The following is a 20,253-nucleotide window of genomic DNA, read 5'->3' as shown; positions in this document are numbered from 1 at the left end:
GCATAGCGGACTTTTTCGCAGATATAAAATCGGCAAACGTCGGCGCTACTTGGGGTCAATCCCCAAGTCACGGCGAAGCTTTGCGACGTGACCTGTAGCACGCACATTGTACTGAGCCAGCGTGACCTTGCCCTGTTCGTCGACTACTACGGTGGAACGAATCAGACCCTCGTAGGTGCGGCCATAGTTCTTTTTTTCTCCCCAGGCGCCATAAGCTTCGGCGACCTTATGGTCCTCATCGGCCAGTAATGGAAAGTTCAATTCTTCCTTGGCAACAAATTTGGCCAGCTTAGTCACGCCGTCCGGAGAAATTCCTAGAACTTCGTAGCCCAGACCCTGCAGCGAGGCCAGGGAATCACGGAAGTCACACGCCTGCTTGGTGCAGCCCGGTGTCGAGGCAGCTGGGTAGAAGTACACAATGGTCTTCTTGCCCTGGTAGCTGGACAGCGAGACTTCATTACCTTCGGCATCGCTCAAAGTGAAGTCTGGGGCCTGTTCCCCTACTGCTAAGCGAGTAGGCGTGGTTGCTTCATTGCTCATCGGTAGAACTCCTTTTGCTGGGTATACAAAAAATCCGATCTGAAGAATTCAGACCGGATCTAATGGTGCGCCCCTCGGGACTTGAACCCGAAACCTACTGATTAAGAGTCAGTTGCTCTGCCAATTGAGCTAGAGGCGCTTACTTCGCTCTGACTAGTCCGTTTCCGGAACATGTCTTTGCGACGTAGATAATCATAGGCAGAACTGCACCTAAAAGGAAAATCGGCCACCCTCCCCCGTCGATGACACATAACCACTAGTCAACAAGGAAATTCAGATATTTTTGATGCAATATCACCAAAAATCAATCAAAAATACCTGCGTGGCTTGAGCCACATTTAGCGCCAAAGGCAATCCCTAAAAGGGGTCAGACCCTGCTTTCAACCTCAAATTCAACCAAAGGTGCACCACGTTCAGCGCGGCGGAAGTCGCTTCGCAGTTGCCCATAGCCGGCCGAACCATCCAGCGCCTCACCGGTAGTGCGGTACACGCGATATCGACGCACAGCCGAACACTCATTGGCCAAATGTTCGGCTACCGCTTCCGGCTTTGATTTATCGCCAGGTCCGTTGAATACCTCACGAGCGAATTCGTACGGTACCCACCGTGCACCCAAATCGTCTTCACCGGCCAGAGAGGCCTCGTGCATTTCTTCCCAACGCTCGGTGATGCGCTGTTCGGAGACTTCGTAAGGCACATGCGCCTCAATAATCTGCACGCTATAGCGAGCCGCGTCTAAGTCGCTGATCAACTCCAAGGCCGGCTCAAGTGAAGCGAGTACCTTGTCAACTACGAGGTTGTATCCCAAATCAATGCAGTCACTGCGTAACTGCTCGGCAAGTATCGAAGATTCCTCGTGAACCAGTGTGGCCAGGTCCAAGGGGAAGAATTCTTCACCTTGGTCTTCCAAGTCTTTGACAACCTGAGGTTTAATCCACGATTCATAACTGCCATCGGACTGCGCCTCGCGAAGCAGCGCCTCTTTGAATTCATCAGAATCAATGACCACATAGTGCTCAAGGTTCCCTTCAAGTACCTGGCCAAGCAGTGTACTTTTGCCTGCCCCGGGAGGACCCGCTAAAACCAACGCACGCCGGTCGGCGCGGACTTCTGGCACGGCAGCCAAGAATTCGTTTTTTAATTGTTCATGCAGTTGCTTTCGCACATCGGTGGCCACCCACACGCCCGGCTCCACCTCGGTGAACCACTTAGGGTTTCGCACGGTCACATGCGCAGAATCTCTGGCCAAGGCTTCACCCGGTGCCGATAGGTCACTGACCGATTGGCGGTGCTGTTCAATTACTTCGTTATCTGCCAAGGCAGAAGCCCCCTCGAATCCTTATAAATTCCGGCTCGCATACGATCAATGATCTTGGATCAGCAAGAAATGTTCCACAAACTAATCTATGGGGTTCGGCTGGAAATTAAGGCTAAGCCAGTACCGAGCAGCCCATGTTTCGGGTTAAGCGCCAGAAAAGGTTTACAAAACCCACCCAAAACAAATACCCACTAGGACTTACATCACCAAACACTTGCTTAGAAAGCTGGCACCGTGGCAGATGATCTCGGAAACGCAAAAAGGCCGGACCGAAGTCCGACCTTTTCTACTGTGCGCCCCTCGGGACTTGAACCCGAAACCTACTGATTAAGAGTCAGTTGCTCTGCCAATTGAGCTAGAGGCGCCCGCTGCGATGTTCTAGAAGCTTTTTGTGCTTCGCGCTTTCGCAACGAGATAAAACTTTACCAGCTTTCAGCCGGAGTGCAAATCGAGAGGCATCTGCCTTCCGGTGACCTTCGTTACAGGAGATGACTTGGGGTTATTCCGTAGAGCCTCACAACTTTGTACAGTGAACCCATGAGCAACCAACGCACGGTTTCCTTCCCGACCCAAGAACTCCTCGACGCTGTCGGTCCAATGCCGGAGAATCTCACCCCGGTCATCTGGGACTTGGTTAATGAGCCAGAAACTGACCTAGCGCAGATCGATATCACGGTCTTTCCGTACATGGCGTCCCCGCATAGCCTGCGCAACATCAATCAGGCACCGAACGTCACCCACGTGCAAACCCAGACCACGGGCTTTGACGGACTAGTTGATCTGGTCGGTGACCGTGCCAGCATCACCACTGCTGCAGGCGTCCACGCGGCGGCTACCGCCGAGATGGCCGTCGGGCTGGCCATCGCCTCGTTACGCGGGTTCCCGCAAGCGGTACGCGACCAGGCCGAGGGCAATTGGAATCCCATGCAGTGGCGCGGATTGGCCGACCGTACCGTAGGTCTGTTGGGCGTGGGCGGCATCGGCGAGGAAATCCGCAAACGTCTAGCACCCTTTGAGGTCAATCTGCTCCGCTTTGGCTCCCGTGCCCGCACCGATGAGCACGGCGAAGTGCTGTCCATTGATCAGCTGGCTCAGCGCGCCTCGGAGATTGAGGTACTAATCCTCATCGTTCCGCTCAATGATTCCACCCACCACCTGGTGGATGCGCCGCTGCTCGCCGAACTTCCTGATGGTGCACTCATCGTCAATGTGGCTCGCGGGCCGGTCGTCGATACCGACGCACTGGTAGCCGAGGTAGCCTCTGGCCGGCTCTCGGTTGCCTCAGATGTTTTTGATCCTGAGCCATTGCCCAGCGGCCACCCTTTGTGGAAGTGCCCCAACGCCTTGATCTTGCCGCATAACGGCGGCAATACCTCGGCATTCTTCCCACGTATGGTCAGCCTGCTCAAAAGACAGCTCAAAGCATGGTCCGCGGGTGAACTCGGCGAAAATGCTGTGCACCAGATCACCAGCTAAGGCTTTTTAGCTAACAATTTGATGCCACTTTGCGGCATCCCGGCAGATACTCGGGGTGCCGCAAGTGGTGTGCGCTATCTTTGATAAATACCCAACCGTTCACCACCGGGAAATCTGCTGATTTCTTTTGGTTCGGTACCGCGACCATTTACCAGGAAGTCGAGTCTTCACTGTGCCTTCGAAGCAACACCATCTCGTGACGCGACGCATGATGCTCACCGGATCACTCGCTGCGACAACGTTGGCCTTGGCTTCCTGCACTTCCAAGGATGGACAAGCTCAGGCCTCGGTGAGCGCCTCGCCCACTAAGCCGGCCACCCCGCGCACACTGCGCCTGGCCTCTTCCGCTCCCCCGGTATATCTGGATCCAGCCTTAGCCAATGACAGCGAGTCTTTCCGGATCACCCGCCAGGTCTATGAAACCCTGATTTCCATTGATCCAAATACTGGCAGCCCCATTGCCGGGCTCGCCGAAGCCTGGACTGAGAGTGAAGACGGACTGCGTTACACCTTCACCCTGCGCCAAGGTGTCACCTTTCATGATGGCAGCGCCTTTAATGCCAAGGCGGTCGTGGCCAACTTCAACCGCTGGGTCAAATTGCCCAAGCCCTTGGCCGAGCGTGCATCTGAAGGTTTCGGGCATGTATTCCACCACGAAGAAGATCTTCCGAAGCTGCCCACCGAGGCCGAGCTGAAACTGACGTTGGAAAAGGGCGAAGAGCTGACCGAGGAACAACGCGCGGCTGAAACTTTGCGTCTGGCTGAACTTGAAAAACTTAAGACTGTTTTTGCCGGTGACTTATTCACGGGCAAATCTTCAGGTGGCAGCGCCAGCTATTTTGCGGGCGTCGAAGCCGCCGGCGACTACACCGTTACACTGAAACTGCGCCGACGCCGCGTAGGGCTCATCGAAGCGTTGACCCTCCCTGGCATGGCCATTGCCGCTCCAAAATCCTTGGCCGGTGGGCCAAAGACCAATCCAGGTGAATCACTGCTTACCAAGCCTGTTGGTACCGGCCCGTACAAATTTGTCTCCAACGCTGATGGCATTGTGAAGTTAGAACTCTTCGCCGGCTACTGGAACAAAGCAAAGTTGGGAAATAACCCCAACCATCCGCAGCTGGTGGAAGTCTCCTCGATCTCCTCCCCGTACAACCGTGAAAGCGCGTTGATGGCCGAGGAAATTGACGGCTTTGACATGGTCTCGGTAGACATCATGCGCTCCTTGGTGCGCAGCGCCAAGGTGGTAGTGCAGCGTGACCCATTCTCGGTGCTGTACCTCGGAATGGACCGACGCAATATCTGGCTGGCCAAACCAGACTTCCGTAAAGCTATTGCGCACGCAATTGACCGCGGCTCGCTGGCAGACAAACTCTTCTTGCAGGGTTCCAAGGCCGCGCAGAGCATCTTGCCGCCAACCTTTGGCGTCCCAGATCCTGAGGACACCATCACGCACAGCGTCGACAAGGCCAAAGCACTCTTGGCGGGCCTTGGCTACAAGGGTGAGCTTATTGAGTTCACTTACCCGTTGCGGGTCTCACGCAGCTATCTGCCGCTGCCCGAGCGTACCTTTGCCCAGCTTGCCGAAGATTTAGCCACCGTGGGTATTCGAATCAAGCCGCGCCCGATTCCGTGGACCGATGGTTATGTGCAGAAGATCCGCTCAAAAGACTTCACCGGACTGCATCTGTTGGGTTTCTCCGGCGGTTACCGATTAGAGGATGACTTTATTTCCGGAATTTTGGGAACTAAAGAACATGAGTTCGGATACACCTCTAAGTTGCTTGACTCACAGGCGTTGGTGGCTCGTTCGTTGCCAGCTGGGGACGAACGCACCGCCGCTTTAACCGGCATTTTGACCACGCTGAACACCGATCTACCGCTGGTCCCACTGGTATTTCCCATCTCTGCGTTGGCTTTCAACTCCAACGTCACTTACTACCCGTCCTCCCCTATGCTCAATGAGAGCTATCTGGACGTGCAGATGACGAACTCACCCGCACTTTCCAGTTAACGATTTTTAACCGGTGCGCTACTGGGTCTAGGCTGTAGTAGAGCAAAGTACCACTGTCGATGGAGATCCTCGTGCCTTCTGAAACGTCAACCGAATCATTTGACGTAGTACTAATCGGTGCCGGCATCATGAGTGCCACCCTAGGCACCATGATCAACCAGCTGGAACCGACCTGGTCCATTGGTCTTTTCGAAAACCTGGACAAGGCCGGCGAGGAATCCTCCTCACCATGGAACAACGCAGGTACCGGTCACTCGGCACTATGCGAACTGAACTACGCCCCGGCCAAGGCCGACGGCACCGTTGACCCCGCGAAGGCGGTTGGAATCAACGAGCAGTTCCAGGTATCACGCCAGTTCTACTCGTGGGCAGTTGAGAACAAGCGCGTCTCCGACGCGAAGTTCATCAACGCACTGCCGCATATGTCGTTTGTTATCGGTGAAGACCACTCAAAGTACCTTCAGGCACGTTACGACGCGCTGAAGCCTAACGCCCTCTTTGGCGATATGGAGATCACCACCGACCTGGACACCATCAACGATTGGGCACCGCTGGTTGCCAAGGGACGCGACGGCGCGCAAAAGGTCGCTGCCTCCCGCGTCACCTCGGGTACCGACGTTGACTTCGGCCGCCTCACCAAGGATCTGACCAACTCGTTGGCTTCCAATGGTGCCTCGGTGAACTACGGCCACAAGGTCAAGGGCTTGAAGCGCGACGGTGCTGGCTGGGCCATCACGGTGAAGAACAACGCCACCGGCGCGGTCAAGACCGTGAAGGCAAAGTTCGTCTTTGTGGGTGCAGGCGGTGGCGCACTGTCGCTGCTGCAGCACTCGGGCATCGATGAGATCAAGGGCTTCGGCGGCTTCCCAGTCTCCGGACAGTTCCTGCGCTGCACCGATGAGACTATCATCAACCAGCACCACGCCAAGGTGTACGGCCAGGCTTCGGTCGGTGCCCCGCCAATGTCGGTGCCGCACCTGGACACCCGCTTCGTCAATGGCGAGCGTTCGCTGATGTTCGGCCCATACGCTGGCTTCTCGATGAACTTCTTGAAGTCCACCACCCAGCTTGACCTGCCATTGTCGTTGCGTCCACACAACATCATCCCGATGCTTGCTGTTGGCAAGGACAATATGTCACTGACCACCTACCTGATCAAGGAGGTGCTCAAGTCACGCGCTAAGAAGGATGAGGCCCTGGCCGAGTACTTCCCAGAAGCGGATGGTTCCAAGTGGGAACTGATCACCGCCGGTCAGCGCGTACAGGTCATCAAGAAGGATGCCAAGAAGGGCGGTGTCCTCCAGTTCGGTACCGAGGTCATCACCTCTTCGGATGGATCGATCTCCGGTCTGCTCGGCGCCTCCCCTGGCGCGTCGACCGCGACCCCAATCATGGTTGGTCTGCTCTCGCGCTGCTTCCCGAAGCAGTTCGCTGGCTGGGAGTCGAAACTTGCGGAAATGATTCCTTCTTACGGTCAGAAGCTGAACGAAAACCCTGCGCTGTACGCAGAGGTCAAGGCTGCTACCGATAAGACTCTGGAACTGATCTAGTCTCTGAGCTGCAGATAAAGCCCGTTCACCACTTGTGGTGAACGGGCTTTATTAGTTAATACCTGAGTGCGCCAGGAAGCCTTCAGAGGCCTGTAGTGCTCACACCATAGGCAGCTTGCTTCTTGGTGTAGCCCTCGTAGATGAGCTGGTCGGTGAGACCAGATTTGGAAAATGAGGTGTAATCCAAATAGTCGGCTGCCTTCAACGCGGCTTGTTCATTCCAGTCGACACTGACTCGCTCAACAGCCCATGTGGCATCACCGTTTGAAAATCCTTCAAATTCCAACTGATTGATGAGCCCAGTCTTAGAGAATGCGGTGTAGTCCAAATAGTCACTGGCCTTACTCAGGGCATTCTGCTGGCTCAGTGTTCCAGCCTCTTTTTCGGCCTTCGCTTCGGCTTCTGCTTGAGCACTAGCCTCCGCCTTGGCTTTCTTTTCGGCTTCAGCTTTGGCTTTCTTTTCAGCCTCGGCCTTTTCCTTTTCCTCAGCTTCCGCCTTGGCACTAGCTTCGGCAGCAGCCTTCTTTTCCTGCTCATCGGCAGCCTTTTGTGCGCTGGCTTCCGCTTCGACGCTTGCCGATGAAATCGTGATGGGTTCTGCCGTCGGTTCCGACGAGGCGTTGGCTTCCACCGCGCTTGGACTTGGACTAGCGGCAACTGGCACCGGTTGCTCTTCGCTCCCTCCCCCGAGAGCCCCGATGACTCCGATAACAAGGACACCAGCTACTACGCCCAGTCCAATTTTCTTTCCACGACTCAGTGGTAGCTTCTTTGGCTTGTGCTGGGATCCCATCACCGGTGTATTTAGCTGAGCGGTTTCTGGAGCATCCCAATCGGGCATCACCGACATATACAGGTAGGGATTAGCTTGGTACTGGATTGGAGGTTCGGATGCCTCACCAGTCGTGGATTCGATCCACAGAGGCCAGCCAACTGGTGGCGCGCCCCACGCACGTTCTGGAATCCAATCTACTGCCGGCACAAAATCCTCCGGCAGGTAAGCACGCCATGCAGGCGGTGGGTTGAAACGACTTGACATGATGCCCCCTAGAACATTCAATGAGTGTCCTTGGCCGGAGAAAACTTCTTCGTGACCAAGTAGCTCTGAGCATAAGATCAAGCACCGACACAATGACCCCCGCCGTCCCTTTTGGGTGACCTTATGTGCCGAGAAGTAATGCGGCTTCGAGAAATTTTTGAACACTCTTCGTCAACCCTTTGGATGATATTGGGTGGTTTACATCTCTTAGAGACCGTTGCGCGCTAACAACCAACTAAAGTTGTTTTAAACCCCTTACTTCGCGACACCGCTAGGACTACACACGCATGCAGCGCTTGGCCACCTTGTCATTAAAGAACCGGGCGCTCATTGCGCTCATCACGGTTTTTGCCGCCGTTTTTGGCGTGATCTCTATGGGATCTTTGAAGCAAGAACTCATTCCTTCCATGGAGTTCCCGCAGATCTCGGTGATGGCCACCCAGATGGGTGCGAGCCCTGATGTGGTGGACGAGCAGGTCGCAGCTCCGCTGGAGACCGCACTGCAGGCAGTCGAAGGACTTGAGTCCTCTACCGCCACCTCGCAGGCTGGTTTCACCCGCATCGCCCTGACCTTCGAGTACGGTACCGACATGGACCGCGCGCGTGCTCAGGTTGAGCGTGCCATCTCCAACGTTAAGTCCCAGCTTCCGGAGAATGTTGAGCCTACCGCGCTGGCCGGCTCCATTGCCGACCTGCCGGTATTGATGCTTGCGGTTTCCTCGGATCAGTCGCTGGAAGCACTGAACGATGATGTTGAACGCATTGCGCTGCCGAAACTGCAGAAAATTGACGGGGTACGTGAGGCTTCGGTTTCCGGAGGCGCTTCCCAGCATATTGCGGTGATTCCCGATGATGGAAAGATGAGTCAGTCCGGACTGACCGTCGCTGATTTGAAAGACGGCATCGAGAATGCCGGTTCACCGATGCCTATCGGCAATATGAACGTTGATGGTCTGGAACTTCCGGTCATTGCCGGCTCCACCCCCGATAGCTTAGATGCCATCAAGAACATCCCGCTGGTCACCGACAACGGTCCTGTCCTGCTCAAGGATGTTGCCAAGATTTCTGTCGAAGCCGATAAGGCCACCAGCGTCACCCGCACCAATGGTGAAGAGACGTTGTCTATCCAGGTCACCAAAACCCCAGCCGGTGACACCGTGGGGATCTCCCATGCGGTCAATGCCATGATTGGCGACCTGGAATCTGAGCTTGGAAACAAGGCAAAGATGACCACTATCTTTGATCAGGCACCATTTATCGAAGACTCGATTAGCCACCTTGCGCTGGAAGGCGCACTGGGTCTTGGCTTCGCGGTCATCATCATCTTAGTTTTCCTCTTTTCCGTGCGCTCCACCCTGGTCACCGCGATCTCTATCCCGCTGTCCTTGCTGGCTACCTTCATCGGGATGAACGTGTTCGGCTACACCCTGAACATGCTCACCCTTGGTGCCCTGACCATCTCAATTGGCCGCGTGGTGGATGACTCGATTGTGGTCATCGAGAACATCAAACGCCACCTTTCCCACGGGGAATCCAAGGCCCAATCCATCTTGCTTGCGGTGAAGGAAGTGGCCGGAGCAATTACCGCCGCAACACTAACCACCGTGGCGGTGTTCCTGCCCATCGCGATGGTCGGCGGCATGGCCGGTGAGCTGTTCAGCCCATTCGCCATGACCATGACTATTGCGCTGCTTGCCTCGCTGCTGGTCTCACTGACCATTGTTCCGGTGCTCGCGTACTGGTTCTTGCCGCACCGCCCGGGCACAGGGGCTACCCGCACCGTACACGTGGCCGAGGACAAATCCTGGCTGCAGCGGCTGTATGTGCCGGTACTCAACGGCACCCAGAAGCACCCGGTGATCACCTTGCTGGCATCGGTAGTGATCCTTGCAGGCACCGTGGCGATGACTCCGCTGCTGAACACCAACTTGCTGGGCTCCACTGGCGAAAATTCAATCTCGGTCACCGCTAAGATGCCTTCGGGTACCGCATTGGGCACCACCTTGAAGGAAGCGGACAAGGTTGAGGCGAAGCTTCAGGACATCGACGGAATCGAAGATGTCCAGATGACCGTCGGCAGCGCCAGCGGTATGGCTGCCATGTTTGCCTCGGGCGCCGATACCGCAAGCTTCACCGTGATCACAAATCCTGATGTGGATCAGGAAGAATTGACCAACACCGTACGCACTCAGGTTGAGTCGCTGGATCTTTCCAAGGACTTGACCCTCAGCTTCGGTTCCAACTCCTCGGCAATGATGTCAAGCGATGTCACCGTCGAGGTAAAGGCACCGGATGAGGAGATCCTGCGCGAAGCCACCGACAAGATGCGTGAGGCGCTGACCGGCACCGAACATGTCACCGGCATTAGCGACAATCTCTCGGCTAAACGTGAACAGGTCTCGATTGATATCAATGCAGAAAAGGCCGCGGAAGCAGGCCTGACTGAAACTCAGCTCGCGGGAATGGTTGCCTCTCAGGTTTCGTCCGTCCCGGCCGGCACCCTGCGCCTGGACTACACGGATATGACGGTGCAGATCGGTGAAGGTATGGACCTCAACGGCTTGGCCAAGCTGCGTGAGCTGCAGATCCCAACCGCCACCGGAATTCTTGAGTTGCAAGATCTTGCCAAGGTGGATCGCACCGAAGTAGTCCAGCAGGTCACCACCTCCAATGGTGAACGTATTGCTACGGTCACGTTGACGCCGGCCGAGAATATGCTCGGTGCGGTTTCCAAGGATGTCACACAGCGTCTGGATTCGGTGCAACTGCCTGAGGGTGCCAGTGTTGAGCTGGGTGGCGCGGCCACCGAGCAGGCAGACTCATTCAACCAGCTCTACCTCGCACTGCTGGCTGCCATCGCGATTGTTTACGTGATCATGGTGGCGACCTTTAAGTCATTGATTCAGCCACTGGTTCTGCTGGTATCCATTCCATTCGCAGCCACCGGCGCCATTGGCCTGCTGCTGATTTCCGGAATCCCACTGGGACTGCCATCGCTGATCGGTATGTTGATGCTGGTGGGCATTGTGGTAACCAACGCAATTGTGCTCATCGACCTGATCAACCAGTACCGGAGGAATACCCCCGAGCGTCCTGCGATGCCACTGGATCAGGCAATTATGCAAGGTGCCCGGCAACGTCTGCGCCCAATTCTGATGACAGCATTGGCGACCATCTTTGCGCTGGTCCCTATGGGGCTGGGCCTCACCGGCCAGTCCGGGTTCATCTCCCAGCCATTGGCTGTGGTGGTCATTGGTGGCCTGGTGTCCTCGACCTTGCTGACCCTGATCCTGGTTCCAGTGCTCTACCGGTTGGTAGAGTCACGCAAGGAAAAGCGCATGGTGAACCGCGCGGCGCGTAAGCACTCAACCGAGCAGCACACCGCCGCTCAGGATCTTGCGCTTGCCATGGACGGCGCTAGTGCCAAGTTCTCCACTGCTCCGGCGGCAAAACCGGCTACGGCGCCGGCAAAGAAATCAGCTAAGCGCGCTGCTGAACGGGTAGTAGAAAAACCTGCCAAGGACGCCAAGCCAGTTTCCAAGCAACCGGTAAAACCCGTAGTTTCTGGGGAGCAAGTAGTCAATCCGCTCACCGGGCAGATTCCGGTCACCCGCAAGGAACGCCGCGAATTTGAGGAAATGATGAACAAGGCCAGCGAAAAGCCCAAGGAGTAATTACTTCGGCTTGCGAAGCAAACGGGTCTGCAACCGCTTTTAGCGGTTGCAGACTCGTTTGCTTTTGGCGCACGCCTCGACGCAAGATGCTCCCCCGATCCGTTGCTTTCGATGCTTCCTCTCGATTTGAGGGGTTGCTGAATCATCGATTTGCAATTTAAGTTGTGCACAATTGAATTGTGTGCAATGCTTATTTCATGGCAATAGTCGATGAGATGGTCTGTTTCGCTCTTTACTCCGCGAGCCGGGCAACAACCCGGGCGTACACAGAGCTGCTTGCACCGTGGAAACTGACATATACCCAGTACCTCGTACTGGTCATTTTGTGGACCGAAGGCGAAAAGCCGGTCCGCGAAATAGGCGAAGTACTACAACTTGATTCAGGAACTTTGTCACCTCTGCTGCGACGCTTGGAAGACAAAGAATTTATTGTCCGGCAACGCGACGTACAGGACAGTCGCGTCGTCAACGTCAGCCTGACTTCCAAAGGCACTGCACTGCAAAACGACCTGGCACATATACCCGCACAGATTGCCTGCGGTACCGGACTCCCGGATCTCAAGGCCGCGCACGCCCTGATTGATTCGCTGCACCGGGTCACTGAATCAATGCAAAAGATTTCTTCCCCCGACAAATAGGCCGAGGAAAGAGCGCACAACTCTCAACCACACCGAAAGGCAACATCATGGAATCTTTGTACACTGCAGAGGCACTCTCCACCGGCCACGGACGTGAAGGACGCGTGAAGACCGCTGATGGAAAGCTCGACATGAACCTGACTCCCCCAACTGAATTGGGCGGCTCCGGAACCGGTACCAACCCGGAACAGCTCTTTGCCGCCGGCTATGCCGCATGTTTCCACTCGGCACTTCATTCGGTGGCCCGCAGCCGCAAGATCAAGATTGAGGATTCCAGTGTCGGCGGACGCGTCCACTTGCACCGCGACGGTGACAGCGGTTTTAAACTCTCCGTCGAGCTTGAAGTAGTCATTCCCGAAATGGATCATGCACAAGCTCAAGAACTAGCAGATGCGGCCCATCAGGTCTGCCCGTACTCCAACGCAACTCGCGGAAATATCGATGTCACTGTCAGTGTCAGCGATGACTAAGAGTGCCGCGCTAAACTCCGCCAAGCCGCTAGGGTTTGCCCGCCACAGCGCACGCATTGTTCTGGGCTCGTTTCTGACCTTTGCTGGAATTGGCCATCTCACCTTTGCCCGCGAAGAGTTTCAAGCGCAAGTTCCCCACTTCGTTCCGCTGGATCCGGATCTGACCGTAGTACTCTCCGGCGTTGCGGAGATCGGATTGGGACTCTCGGTACTGACCTTGCTCAAGAAGCGGGTACATGTCGGTTGGGTTGTTGCACTGTTTTTCCTCGCGGTCTTCCCCGGAAACCTGATCCAATGGCAGGAAGGCCGAGATGGATTTGGGCTGGATACCGATGGTAAACGATTTACCAGACTCTTCTTCCAACCGGTATTGATTGCACTGGCACTATGGTCAACTGCCGCGTGGCGGGACCGCGCGCAACTGCGCCGCCAAAAGTAATCACCAACGAGAGTCTAAGCAGCAGAATCTAAAAAAATAGTTCGCACCATAACCGGAATGGCATCATGCCAACCTGTTGTGGTGCGAACTTGGTTAAGTACTTTTTTCAGCGTGCAATTTTCGGCAGCTCGGAGGCTAGGCGTTAGGGGCTTCGAGGATCACAGCTTTACGTTGACGGCGCCACCGAAGATAAGCCCAGATGGTCAGGATCGCTACAGCGATCCAAGCAACGATGATGACCGCGCCGTGGAAAAACGAGGGCACGGCAATGAAAGCCCCGATAGCCACCAAGGACAACTGCCCCGGAATCACCGAGAGCGCGCTGGCAACGAGATACTCGCGTTGTGTGATTCCGAAGGCTCCACTGCCGTAGTTCACCGGCCAATATGGAATTCCTGGCATCAGACGCAGCATAAACACAGCCAGCAGCCCACGGGACTCCAATTTTTGTTCAACTGTGGCAGCATGCCTGCCCAGAAATCGCAGTACCGTCTGCCGGCCCAGCGCCCGGGCAATCCAGTAGGCTCCCCAGCTGCCGAGCATTACCCCGATCAGGGAGTAGATGGTGCCTTCAAAGACTCCAAAGAGCAACCCGCCGGCGGTGGCCATGATGGTCACCGGAATCGGGGTCAAAGCCACCAAGGCATAAGCCCCGATGAACAACAGCCGAGTAGTCCAGGTGGTGGCATCCGCCATATTTCGAATCTGTTCAATAGTTGGCAGGTGGACGTTAAACGCTAACCAGACCATCAGGAGGAAAACTGCAATCAGCGCGCCATTGCGTGCATAATTCGCCCATAAGGAGCTAGCAGCTTCCGGCTCGTCTTCATTGGGCAGCGGTGCCTGCTGGTTTTCCATTCTTGTAGCTTATCGGCAATTTCATGGCACGGAGCATTCGCGTGCGCACGCACGAATCTGGCGACATGAGCCGGGCCAGCTGTAGCTCGTAGCGTTCCCAAAATGAAATTCCGAAGCGATCCATTGCCACACAATAAGTTCGGGACGCACAATACGGTTACTCGGATCGTCTAAGCATCGCTTCTGCATGACTTAACTTCAGCAAAAGAAAACAACTACAGGACGTTCCTTGAGGTGCAAATTGTGCCTTACTCGGGGGACGAATGTTAGGAAAAGCTTCTCAGAGAAAGCGAATCCGAACCACCACCCGACAAGAAAGTTCGAACTCGGATTTGGGCTTCTCTCTAAGGTGCTGGGGTTGCCACCGGTGCATCGCACTCCTTGCGGCCAGCTCGTTCATTTCTGCGATCACCTCCGGCCTTGGCCGAACAACGTCCACCGGCGCAGGTTTCGCCTCCTTCTGGGAACGGCCAGGCAATTACGGTACGCGAAGACGCGTCAGCTGGATTCGCCACTGGAAGAGCGTGGTCAATGCCGATTCCAAGATTAAGCGTCTCGCCGCTTTAGCGACATCCATCCCGCACCCAGCAGGACTACGCTCCATGCGATTAGCACCAACAGCGCCATCCCCGGGCCGTAAGGTTCGCTGGCACCGGTAGCCATGAAGGTGGCAGCGTTGGTGGGCAGGAACTGGGTCAGTGTCTGGACCCAGTGGATCGGGATCAGCTGCAGGATCTGTGGCAGCCCCACGAGCAGGATGATGGCCGAGACGATCGCTCCGGCGGAGTTTCGCGTCACCAGTCCGAGCCCGAGGACCATCACGCTCAGCAGTGCTAGGTAGACTCCCGCACCGACTGCGGCAGAGAGCAAATCGGACAGGTCAAAAACTCCGTATTTCTCCGCGCTCAACGCCGTCGGGATAGTCGCCAAGAGAATCATCACCATGCCAGTCAGCAAACCCGCTATAGCGAGAAAGAGTGCTTTAGCGGTCAGCAGGATTGCCCGGCGAGGTACCGACTGCAATGTGGTAGCGATGGTTCCGCTGGAATACTCATTAGTGATGTGCAGGGCAGCGGCCGCAGCAAAGAACAGCTGCCCGAATTGCAGCGTGGCGAATACTAGCAGCGGAGCTGGCATGACGGTGTCGAAGCCATTGTCGCCGCTGGCTTTAGCACTGGCGCCAAGCAGCCAGCCCAACGCGATGGTCACTAGGATTCCCGAGGCATAAAGCCCCGCTAAGGTACGCAATCCGAAGAATTTGGTACTTTCGGCACGCGCCGCGGCCAGCAAAGATCCGGCAAACCTTCCGTCCATGGATTCACTGATCATTAGCTTGCTCATTTTGTCCTCACTCCCCCGGTTAGTTCGGCGGAGTAGTCCACCGTGTCATGTGTCAATTGGTTATATGCGTTTTCCAGCGAGCCATGAATGATGCTCAGTTCATGCAGTTCAATTCCTCCGGCAAAGGCCAGCGCGCCTACGCGCTCAACGGGCATGCCGATGACCTCCAGATGACCCTCCCCGCTGGTGCTGACTTTGGCTCCTCGCTGCGTCAGCAGTCCGGCGAGCGCTGCCGCTCGCGGGGTGCGAACCGTGATGAGCTGCTGGGTAAATTCTTGAATCAGTTCTTGGGTGGTCGCTTCGGTGATGAGTTCTCCACGTCCAATGAGGATCAGGTGATCAGCCACCTGCTGCACCTCGCTCATCAGGTGGCTGGAGACGAAGATGGTTCCGCCTGCATCCGCGCGGGTTCGCATTAGCTGCCTGACCCAGGAGATGCCTTCGGCATCAAGTCCGTTCATCGGCTCGTCCAGGATGAGGATCTGCGGGTCCCCCAGCAAGGCGGCGGCGATCCCCAGACGCTGGCGCGTGCCTAGGGAGAATCCTCCAATGCGTTTGGTGGCCACCGACTGCAGTCCAACCTCGGCGAGCACTTCCGCCACCCGGCGCACCGGGATCTGGTTGCTTTGAGCTAAGGCTTTGAGGAAGGTACGCGGAGTATGCCCGGGATTACCTGCTGTCCCTAGGATGTGCGCACCTACGGTATGCAAGGGATAGCGCAGCTTTGCGTATGGAACTCCGTTGACAAGCGACTGTCCTCCGGTTGGGGCGTCGAGTCCGAGGATCATGCGCATGGTGGTGGATTTGCCGGCACCGTTGGGTCCGAGGAATCCGGTGACCTTCCCCGCGGTGATATTCACGCTCAGGTTGTTAACTGCACGGGTGGCTCCGTAGTCCTTGGTCAAGGCTTCCAGGGTGATCATGATGTGCTCCTTAGGTTCTGCTTTCAACCCTAGGAATACACATGTCCCTGCATACCGGCCTTTCGTCGGCACTTTCGAGCGGGCTACCCCCTACCTTGGTCGGTGTTCGCCCGGCACCACGCTGAGTAGCATGTTCTACATGACTACCTCGTGGAAGCAGCCGGCACTCCTGGTCGCCTTAGCGCTCTGCGCATATCTGGTTCCCATCTCTACTAATGGAGCGTGGATCCTGCTTGCTCCGGTCGCTGCGATCTGCAGCTATCTGGCAGGACGGCATGTGGCGTCTTTAGTCCATGGCCTGATTGCCTTCGGCGCGGGTCTCTTGGCTGCTGCGGTCACGCTGATCTTGTCCGCACCAGTGAGTCTGTTGACTTTCGCCTTGAATATCTTGACCGGGGTGGTCCTGTTTGCGCTCCTGCCTTGGTGGATCGGCAGGGGCCGGCGCACCTCATTTATCTTTCGCGCTCAGGAACGCCAGCATGTGGTGGTACAGGCGGCGCTGCGCGAACGAGCGCGCATCGCCGAGGCCATGCACGACCAGTTGGGCCATGACCTTGCCTTGCTCGCCTTGCAGGCCGGTGGCCTGCAGATTTCTTTGGACAAGGGAACTCTCGCTCATGAACAGGCATCCAAGATCCGCAGCCAGGCTGACGAGGCGATAGAGCATCTGCATCAGATCATCGGAGTTCTCCATGATGCTGTCCAGCGTGCGCCCTTGGAACCTGCGGCCACGGCTCTTGACCAACTCGTGGAGCGGACGCGGTCTAAGGGCATGGACATCAAGTTCACCCGGCTAGGTTCTCCACCCGCTGCAGGCGGAGCAAGCTTGCTTCATCAAGTAGCTCAGGAGGCACTGACTAATGCGGCGAAGTACGCGCCTCGCGCCCCTGTGGACATGGTTCTGGACAGCCGAAGCGACCCGACGGTCCTTCGTATTTCTAATCCTTTGACGGGCGAGGTGCCAGCAGTCCGTTCGGGAGCCACCGGGCTCGCCTCGCTGCGTACGGCCCTGGAAGCGCACGGTGGTTCGCTGCGCACTAATCACTCCGGGAAACAATTTGAGCTCGTCGCCGTGATTGCGCAGCCTAAGCATAGTCGCTCAGAACTGGCCGGCCAGGTACCGGTGAAGCGTCGAAGCCGTTTGGCCATCATCTTCTTGCCTGCCCTCGCCGTGGTGCTCGTAGCCAGCGGTCTCTTGCTGCTTCAAAACGCCACGTACCGGGCAACGGCTCTGCACCCCACTGATTTCCGCAACCTGGCAATTGGTATGACTCACAACGAAGTTGACCAGATTGTCCATGCCAAAGGTCTGGATGAGCCGCTGCCCGTTATCGACGACCCAGCACGCCCGTCCGAGTCTCAATGCCGCTACTACGCCGCACGCGCCGGGGTGCTGGATCTGGGCAGTGAAATGTTCCGGCTCTGTTTTACGGCAGACTCGCTGGTTTCCGCCGATCACCTGTATCCAAGACGCTGAACCGAGGAACCCCTGATGACAATGGCTTCACCTGTCAGCATCCTGCTGGTCGACGACGATGCGCTGATCCGCGCCGGGCTGCGCGCCATCCTGACCAGCGACCAGCGGCTCTCAATCATCGCCGAGGCAGAGAACGGGGTGCGTGCCATTGAGTTGGCTAAGCGAATGAACCCAGCGGTGATCCTCATGGATATCCGCATGCCGCAACTTGATGGACTCAGCGCTATGGAAGCCATATTGCAGGGGAATCCGGTAGCCAAGGTACTGATCCTGACCACCTTCGGCGAAGAAGAGTATATTGACCGCGCGATGACCGGCGGCGCCGCAGGTTTCATGCTCAAAAGCTCCGGACCGGAGGAGCTGCTGAGTGCGGTCCATGCGGTAGCCGAGGGTGCCGCGGTCCTTTCTCCGCGCATAGCCCGGCGGGTTATCGACAAGGTGCGCGGAATCAATACCGCTTCGCTCTCCCGGGCCAAAGAGCTGGTACAAGAGCTGACCCCTCGCGAGCAGGAAGTACTCGCCCTCGTTGGTGCGAGCCTCACCAACGCAGAGATTGCTGTACGGCTCCTGCTCACCGAGGCGACGGTCAAGGGACATATGACCGCGGTCTTGCTCAAGCTCGGAGCGCGTAACCGCGTGGACGCAGCGTTGATTGCCTACCGGGCTGGAATAGTTAACTCCTAAATCCTCCACGTGTCCGACGCCATACCGTTTTTACGGGAATAATTGACGCTTCAACTTGTTATTACATGCATACGCATATAAATTAGAGGTAAGCGCACAACGTACCTCAACACCAAGGAGTGGACATGCAGTTCGGAGTCTTTTCAGTCAGCGACATCACCCGCGATCCAACCACCGGTAAGATCCCTACCGAAAAAGAGCGCATCGACGCGTCGGTAGCTATCGCTAAAAAGGTCGAAGAAATCGGCATGGATGTCTATGCCATCGGCGAGCACCACAACCGCCCCTTTTTCTCCTCCTCCCCCACCACTACGCTGGCCTACATTGCCGCGCAGACCGAACGCATTATCCTTTCCACCGCGACCACGTTGATCACCACCAATGACCCAGTGAAGATCGCTGAAGACTTCGCGATGCTGCAGAATCTTTCCGGCGGACGTGTTGACCTGGTTCTGGGACGAGGCAACACCGGTCCGGTATACCCCTGGTTCGGCAAGAACATGCAGGACTCGGTCAACCTGACGGTGGAGAACTACAACCTGCTGCGCCGCCTGTGGGATGAAGACGTAGTGAACTGGGAAGGAAAGTTCCGCACCCCGCTGCAGAACTTCACCTCGACCCCGCGTCCACTCGATGATGTGGCGCCATTCGTCTGGCACGGCTCCATCCGCACCCCGCAGGTTGCGGAGATCGCCGCATACTACGGTGACGGGTTCTTCGCCAACAACATCTTCTGGCCCAAGGAGCACTACAAACAGCTCATTGATCTCTACCGTGAGCGCTACGAGCACTACGGCCACGGCAAAGCACACCAGGCCGTTGTTGGCCTGGGCGGACAGTTCTACATGGCCAAGGATTCCCAGCAGGCAGTCAAGGAATTCCGCCCCTACTTCGACAACGCACCGGTCTACGGCAATGGACCTTCGATGGAAGACTTCACCGCGCAGACTCCGCTGACCGTGGGCTCCCCACAGCAGGTACTGGAGAAGACCTTGAGCTTCCAGGAGTACTTCGGGGACTACCAGCGTCAGCTCTTCCTCATCGACCACGCAGGTCTTCCACTGAAGACCGTGCTGAACCAGCTGGATATGTTCGGCGAGTACGTACTGCCGGAGCTGAAGAAGGAAATGGCCTCGCGTGCAGCTCCCGATATCGCACAGGCTCCAACTCACGCCGGACGGGTGGCTGCGCGCAACGCTAAACTGGTAGCTGAACAAGCCAACGCCCCTAAGGAGCCAGAAGTCAGTGACCGGGACCAGTAACACCCAAGCATCACTCAAGGTCACCACAGATGCCTGGGAGGCGCTCTTTCGAGCACAGGTCGCGGTGATGAGGCAGATTACCACCATGCCTGAGTTCGCTAAGCTCTCACTGCGCGAGTACGACGTGCTGTTCAATCTGCGCCATGCTCCGGAAAATGAGACCCGGCTAGTTGATCTGAATAAGCACCTGCTGATCTCCCAGCCGAGTTTGAGCCGGATGATCACCCGACTCGAAGAGCGCGGGCTAGTCAGCCGTTGCACGGATCCAAGCGATCAGCGTGCTAGCCGGCTGAAGCTCACCGACGCGGGCCTGTCCATGCAGCGGGATATCGGCCGGGCTCACGTCAAGCAGTTGCACATGTTGTTAGGCGAGGCGATGAGCGAGGAAGAATTCATTGAATTACAGCGCCTGAGCACCAAGCTGCATAACGCAGTGGAATAGACGCCACACCACCATAGGGGCCGTTCTCCAGAACTAGTTTCGGGAGCACGGCCCCTTTGCATGCTCGGGCCTTTTGCGCCCTGCCTGGGTCCGCACCGCCGGAGTACA

The 20,253-nt window shown here is 56.6% G+C and carries 17 protein-coding genes and 2 tRNA genes; 11 read left to right on the top strand and 8 right to left on the bottom strand.

Annotated elements, in window-relative coordinates:
- Nucleotides 1-45 precede the first annotated feature (45 nt).
- The 4 genes from bcp to VJ369_RS08560 form a co-directional block, all read right to left on the bottom strand.
- Nucleotides 46-540, bottom strand: coding sequence for a thioredoxin-dependent thiol peroxidase (gene bcp / locus VJ369_RS08575; RefSeq protein WP_324091661.1), 495 nt, complete (start codon nucleotides 538-540; stop codon nucleotides 46-48).
- A gap of 63 nt (nucleotides 541-603) precedes the next feature.
- Nucleotides 604-679, bottom strand: a tRNA-Lys gene (locus VJ369_RS08570).
- Nucleotides 680-907: 228 nt separating this feature from the next.
- Nucleotides 908-1,858, bottom strand: coding sequence for a zeta toxin family protein (locus VJ369_RS08565; protein ID WP_324091660.1), 951 nt, complete (start codon nucleotides 1,856-1,858; stop codon nucleotides 908-910).
- Between the two features lie 292 nt (nucleotides 1,859-2,150).
- Nucleotides 2,151-2,223 (bottom strand) — tRNA-Lys (locus tag VJ369_RS08560).
- 172 nt (nucleotides 2,224-2,395) lie between these two features.
- Here VJ369_RS08560 and VJ369_RS08555 point away from each other — a divergent pair.
- The 3 genes from VJ369_RS08555 to VJ369_RS08545 all read left to right on the top strand — a co-directional run bounded on the left by VJ369_RS08555 (nucleotide 2,396) and on the right by VJ369_RS08545 (nucleotide 6,898).
- Entirely contained in the window at nucleotides 2,396-3,334 is a 939-nt protein-coding gene (locus VJ369_RS08555) for a 2-hydroxyacid dehydrogenase (RefSeq protein ID WP_324091659.1), read from the top strand.
- A gap of 196 nt (nucleotides 3,335-3,530) precedes the next feature.
- Nucleotides 3,531-5,348, top strand: coding sequence for an ABC transporter substrate-binding protein (locus VJ369_RS08550; protein WP_324091658.1), 1,818 nt, complete (start codon nucleotides 3,531-3,533; stop codon nucleotides 5,346-5,348).
- Between the two features lie 59 nt (nucleotides 5,349-5,407).
- A complete protein-coding gene (locus tag VJ369_RS08545) occupies nucleotides 5,408-6,898 on the top strand; it encodes a malate:quinone oxidoreductase (RefSeq protein ID WP_170947836.1) in 1,491 nt (496 codons plus the stop codon).
- 82 nt (nucleotides 6,899-6,980) lie between these two features.
- On the opposite strand, the gene VJ369_RS08540 is transcribed toward VJ369_RS08545, so the two are convergent.
- Nucleotides 6,981-7,937 carry an Ltp family lipoprotein gene (locus VJ369_RS08540; protein WP_324091657.1) on the bottom strand — a complete coding sequence of 319 codons (957 nt, stop codon included), beginning with the start codon at nucleotides 7,935-7,937 and terminating at the stop codon, nucleotides 6,981-6,983.
- A 287-nt stretch (nucleotides 7,938-8,224) separates the two neighbouring features.
- Here VJ369_RS08540 and VJ369_RS08535 point away from each other — a divergent pair, with 287 nt between their 5' ends.
- The 4 genes from VJ369_RS08535 (at nucleotide 8,225) to VJ369_RS08520 (ending at nucleotide 13,158) form a co-directional block, all read left to right on the top strand.
- Nucleotides 8,225-11,611 (top strand): efflux RND transporter permease subunit, encoded by a 3,387-nt coding sequence (locus VJ369_RS08535; protein WP_324091656.1) that lies wholly within the window; start codon nucleotides 8,225-8,227, stop codon nucleotides 11,609-11,611.
- A gap of 197 nt (nucleotides 11,612-11,808) precedes the next feature.
- Nucleotides 11,809-12,249, top strand: coding sequence for a MarR family transcriptional regulator (locus VJ369_RS08530; protein WP_324091655.1), 441 nt, complete (start codon nucleotides 11,809-11,811; stop codon nucleotides 12,247-12,249).
- 47 nt (nucleotides 12,250-12,296) lie between these two features.
- Nucleotides 12,297-12,719, top strand: coding sequence for an organic hydroperoxide resistance protein (locus VJ369_RS08525; RefSeq protein WP_324091654.1), 423 nt, complete (start codon nucleotides 12,297-12,299; stop codon nucleotides 12,717-12,719).
- Entirely contained in the window at nucleotides 12,712-13,158 is a 447-nt protein-coding gene (locus VJ369_RS08520) for a DoxX family protein (RefSeq protein WP_324091682.1), read from the top strand. Before VJ369_RS08525 ends, VJ369_RS08520 begins: the two co-directional genes overlap by 8 nt.
- Before the next feature lie 135 nt (nucleotides 13,159-13,293).
- On the opposite strand, the gene VJ369_RS08515 is transcribed toward VJ369_RS08520, so the two are convergent.
- The 3 genes from VJ369_RS08515 to VJ369_RS08505 form a co-directional block, all read right to left on the bottom strand.
- Nucleotides 13,294-14,016: a TVP38/TMEM64 family protein gene (locus tag VJ369_RS08515; protein WP_324091653.1), complete on the bottom strand. Its 723-nt coding sequence runs from the start codon at nucleotides 14,014-14,016 to the stop codon at nucleotides 13,294-13,296.
- Nucleotides 14,017-14,562: 546 nt separating this feature from the next.
- Complete coding sequence (locus tag VJ369_RS08510) at nucleotides 14,563-15,357, bottom strand: ABC transporter permease subunit (protein WP_324091652.1); 795 nt, start codon at nucleotides 15,355-15,357, stop codon at nucleotides 14,563-14,565.
- On the bottom strand, nucleotides 15,354-16,280 hold the full coding sequence (locus VJ369_RS08505) for an ATP-binding cassette domain-containing protein (RefSeq protein WP_324091651.1): 927 nt from the start codon (nucleotides 16,278-16,280) through the stop codon (nucleotides 15,354-15,356). Before VJ369_RS08505 ends, VJ369_RS08510 begins: the two co-directional genes overlap by 4 nt.
- Nucleotides 16,281-16,419: 139 nt before the next feature.
- Between VJ369_RS08505 and VJ369_RS08500 the strand changes: the two genes are divergently transcribed.
- From VJ369_RS08500 to VJ369_RS08485, 4 genes are all read left to right on the top strand, one after another.
- Nucleotides 16,420-17,757: a sensor histidine kinase gene (locus VJ369_RS08500; protein ID WP_324091650.1), complete on the top strand. Its 1,338-nt coding sequence runs from the start codon at nucleotides 16,420-16,422 to the stop codon at nucleotides 17,755-17,757.
- A 15-nt stretch (nucleotides 17,758-17,772) separates the two neighbouring features.
- The gene (locus VJ369_RS08495; RefSeq protein WP_324091649.1) at nucleotides 17,773-18,441 is read left to right on the top strand and encodes a response regulator transcription factor; all 669 of its coding nucleotides are present in this window, start codon (nucleotides 17,773-17,775) and stop codon (nucleotides 18,439-18,441) included.
- 125 nt (nucleotides 18,442-18,566) lie between these two features.
- Nucleotides 18,567-19,703 carry an LLM class flavin-dependent oxidoreductase gene (locus VJ369_RS08490; protein ID WP_324091648.1) on the top strand — a complete coding sequence of 379 codons (1,137 nt, stop codon included), beginning with the start codon at nucleotides 18,567-18,569 and terminating at the stop codon, nucleotides 19,701-19,703.
- Entirely contained in the window at nucleotides 19,687-20,145 is a 459-nt protein-coding gene (locus VJ369_RS08485; RefSeq protein ID WP_324091647.1) for a MarR family winged helix-turn-helix transcriptional regulator, read from the top strand. Before VJ369_RS08490 ends, VJ369_RS08485 begins: the two co-directional genes overlap by 17 nt.
- Nucleotides 20,146-20,253 lie beyond the last annotated feature (108 nt).

The sequence above is a fragment of the Glutamicibacter sp. genome (genome assembly GCF_035257265.1).
Taxonomy (GTDB): Bacteria; Actinomycetota; Actinomycetes; order Actinomycetales; family Micrococcaceae; genus Glutamicibacter.
This window is presented reverse-complemented; position numbering and strand designations above follow the sequence as displayed.

Bases quoted from the DNA above. Each gene is read 5' to 3' on its own strand.
- bcp (WP_324091661.1), bottom strand. From the start codon at position 540: ATGAGCAATGAAGCAACCACGCCTACTCGCTTAGCAGTAGGGGAACAG.
- VJ369_RS08555 (WP_324091659.1), top strand. From the start codon at position 2,396: ATGAGCAACCAACGCACGGTTTCCTTCCCGACCCAAGAACTCCTCGAC.
- VJ369_RS08545 (WP_170947836.1), top strand. From the start codon at position 5,408: ATGGAGATCCTCGTGCCTTCTGAAACGTCAACCGAATCATTTGACGTA.
- VJ369_RS08540 (WP_324091657.1), bottom strand. From the start codon at position 7,937: ATGTCAAGTCGTTTCAACCCACCGCCTGCATGGCGTGCTTACCTGCCG.
- VJ369_RS08535 (WP_324091656.1), top strand. From the start codon at position 8,225: ATGCAGCGCTTGGCCACCTTGTCATTAAAGAACCGGGCGCTCATTGCG.
- VJ369_RS08530 (WP_324091655.1), top strand. From the start codon at position 11,809: ATGGCAATAGTCGATGAGATGGTCTGTTTCGCTCTTTACTCCGCGAGC.
- VJ369_RS08525 (WP_324091654.1), top strand. From the start codon at position 12,297: ATGGAATCTTTGTACACTGCAGAGGCACTCTCCACCGGCCACGGACGT.
- VJ369_RS08520 (WP_324091682.1), top strand. From the start codon at position 12,712: ATGACTAAGAGTGCCGCGCTAAACTCCGCCAAGCCGCTAGGGTTTGCC.
- VJ369_RS08515 (WP_324091653.1), bottom strand. From the start codon at position 14,016: ATGGAAAACCAGCAGGCACCGCTGCCCAATGAAGACGAGCCGGAAGCT.
- VJ369_RS08510 (WP_324091652.1), bottom strand. From the start codon at position 15,357: ATGAGCAAGCTAATGATCAGTGAATCCATGGACGGAAGGTTTGCCGGA.
- VJ369_RS08505 (WP_324091651.1), bottom strand. From the start codon at position 16,280: ATGATCACCCTGGAAGCCTTGACCAAGGACTACGGAGCCACCCGTGCA.
- VJ369_RS08500 (WP_324091650.1), top strand. From the start codon at position 16,420: ATGACTACCTCGTGGAAGCAGCCGGCACTCCTGGTCGCCTTAGCGCTC.
- VJ369_RS08495 (WP_324091649.1), top strand. From the start codon at position 17,773: ATGACAATGGCTTCACCTGTCAGCATCCTGCTGGTCGACGACGATGCG.
- VJ369_RS08490 (WP_324091648.1), top strand. From the start codon at position 18,567: ATGCAGTTCGGAGTCTTTTCAGTCAGCGACATCACCCGCGATCCAACC.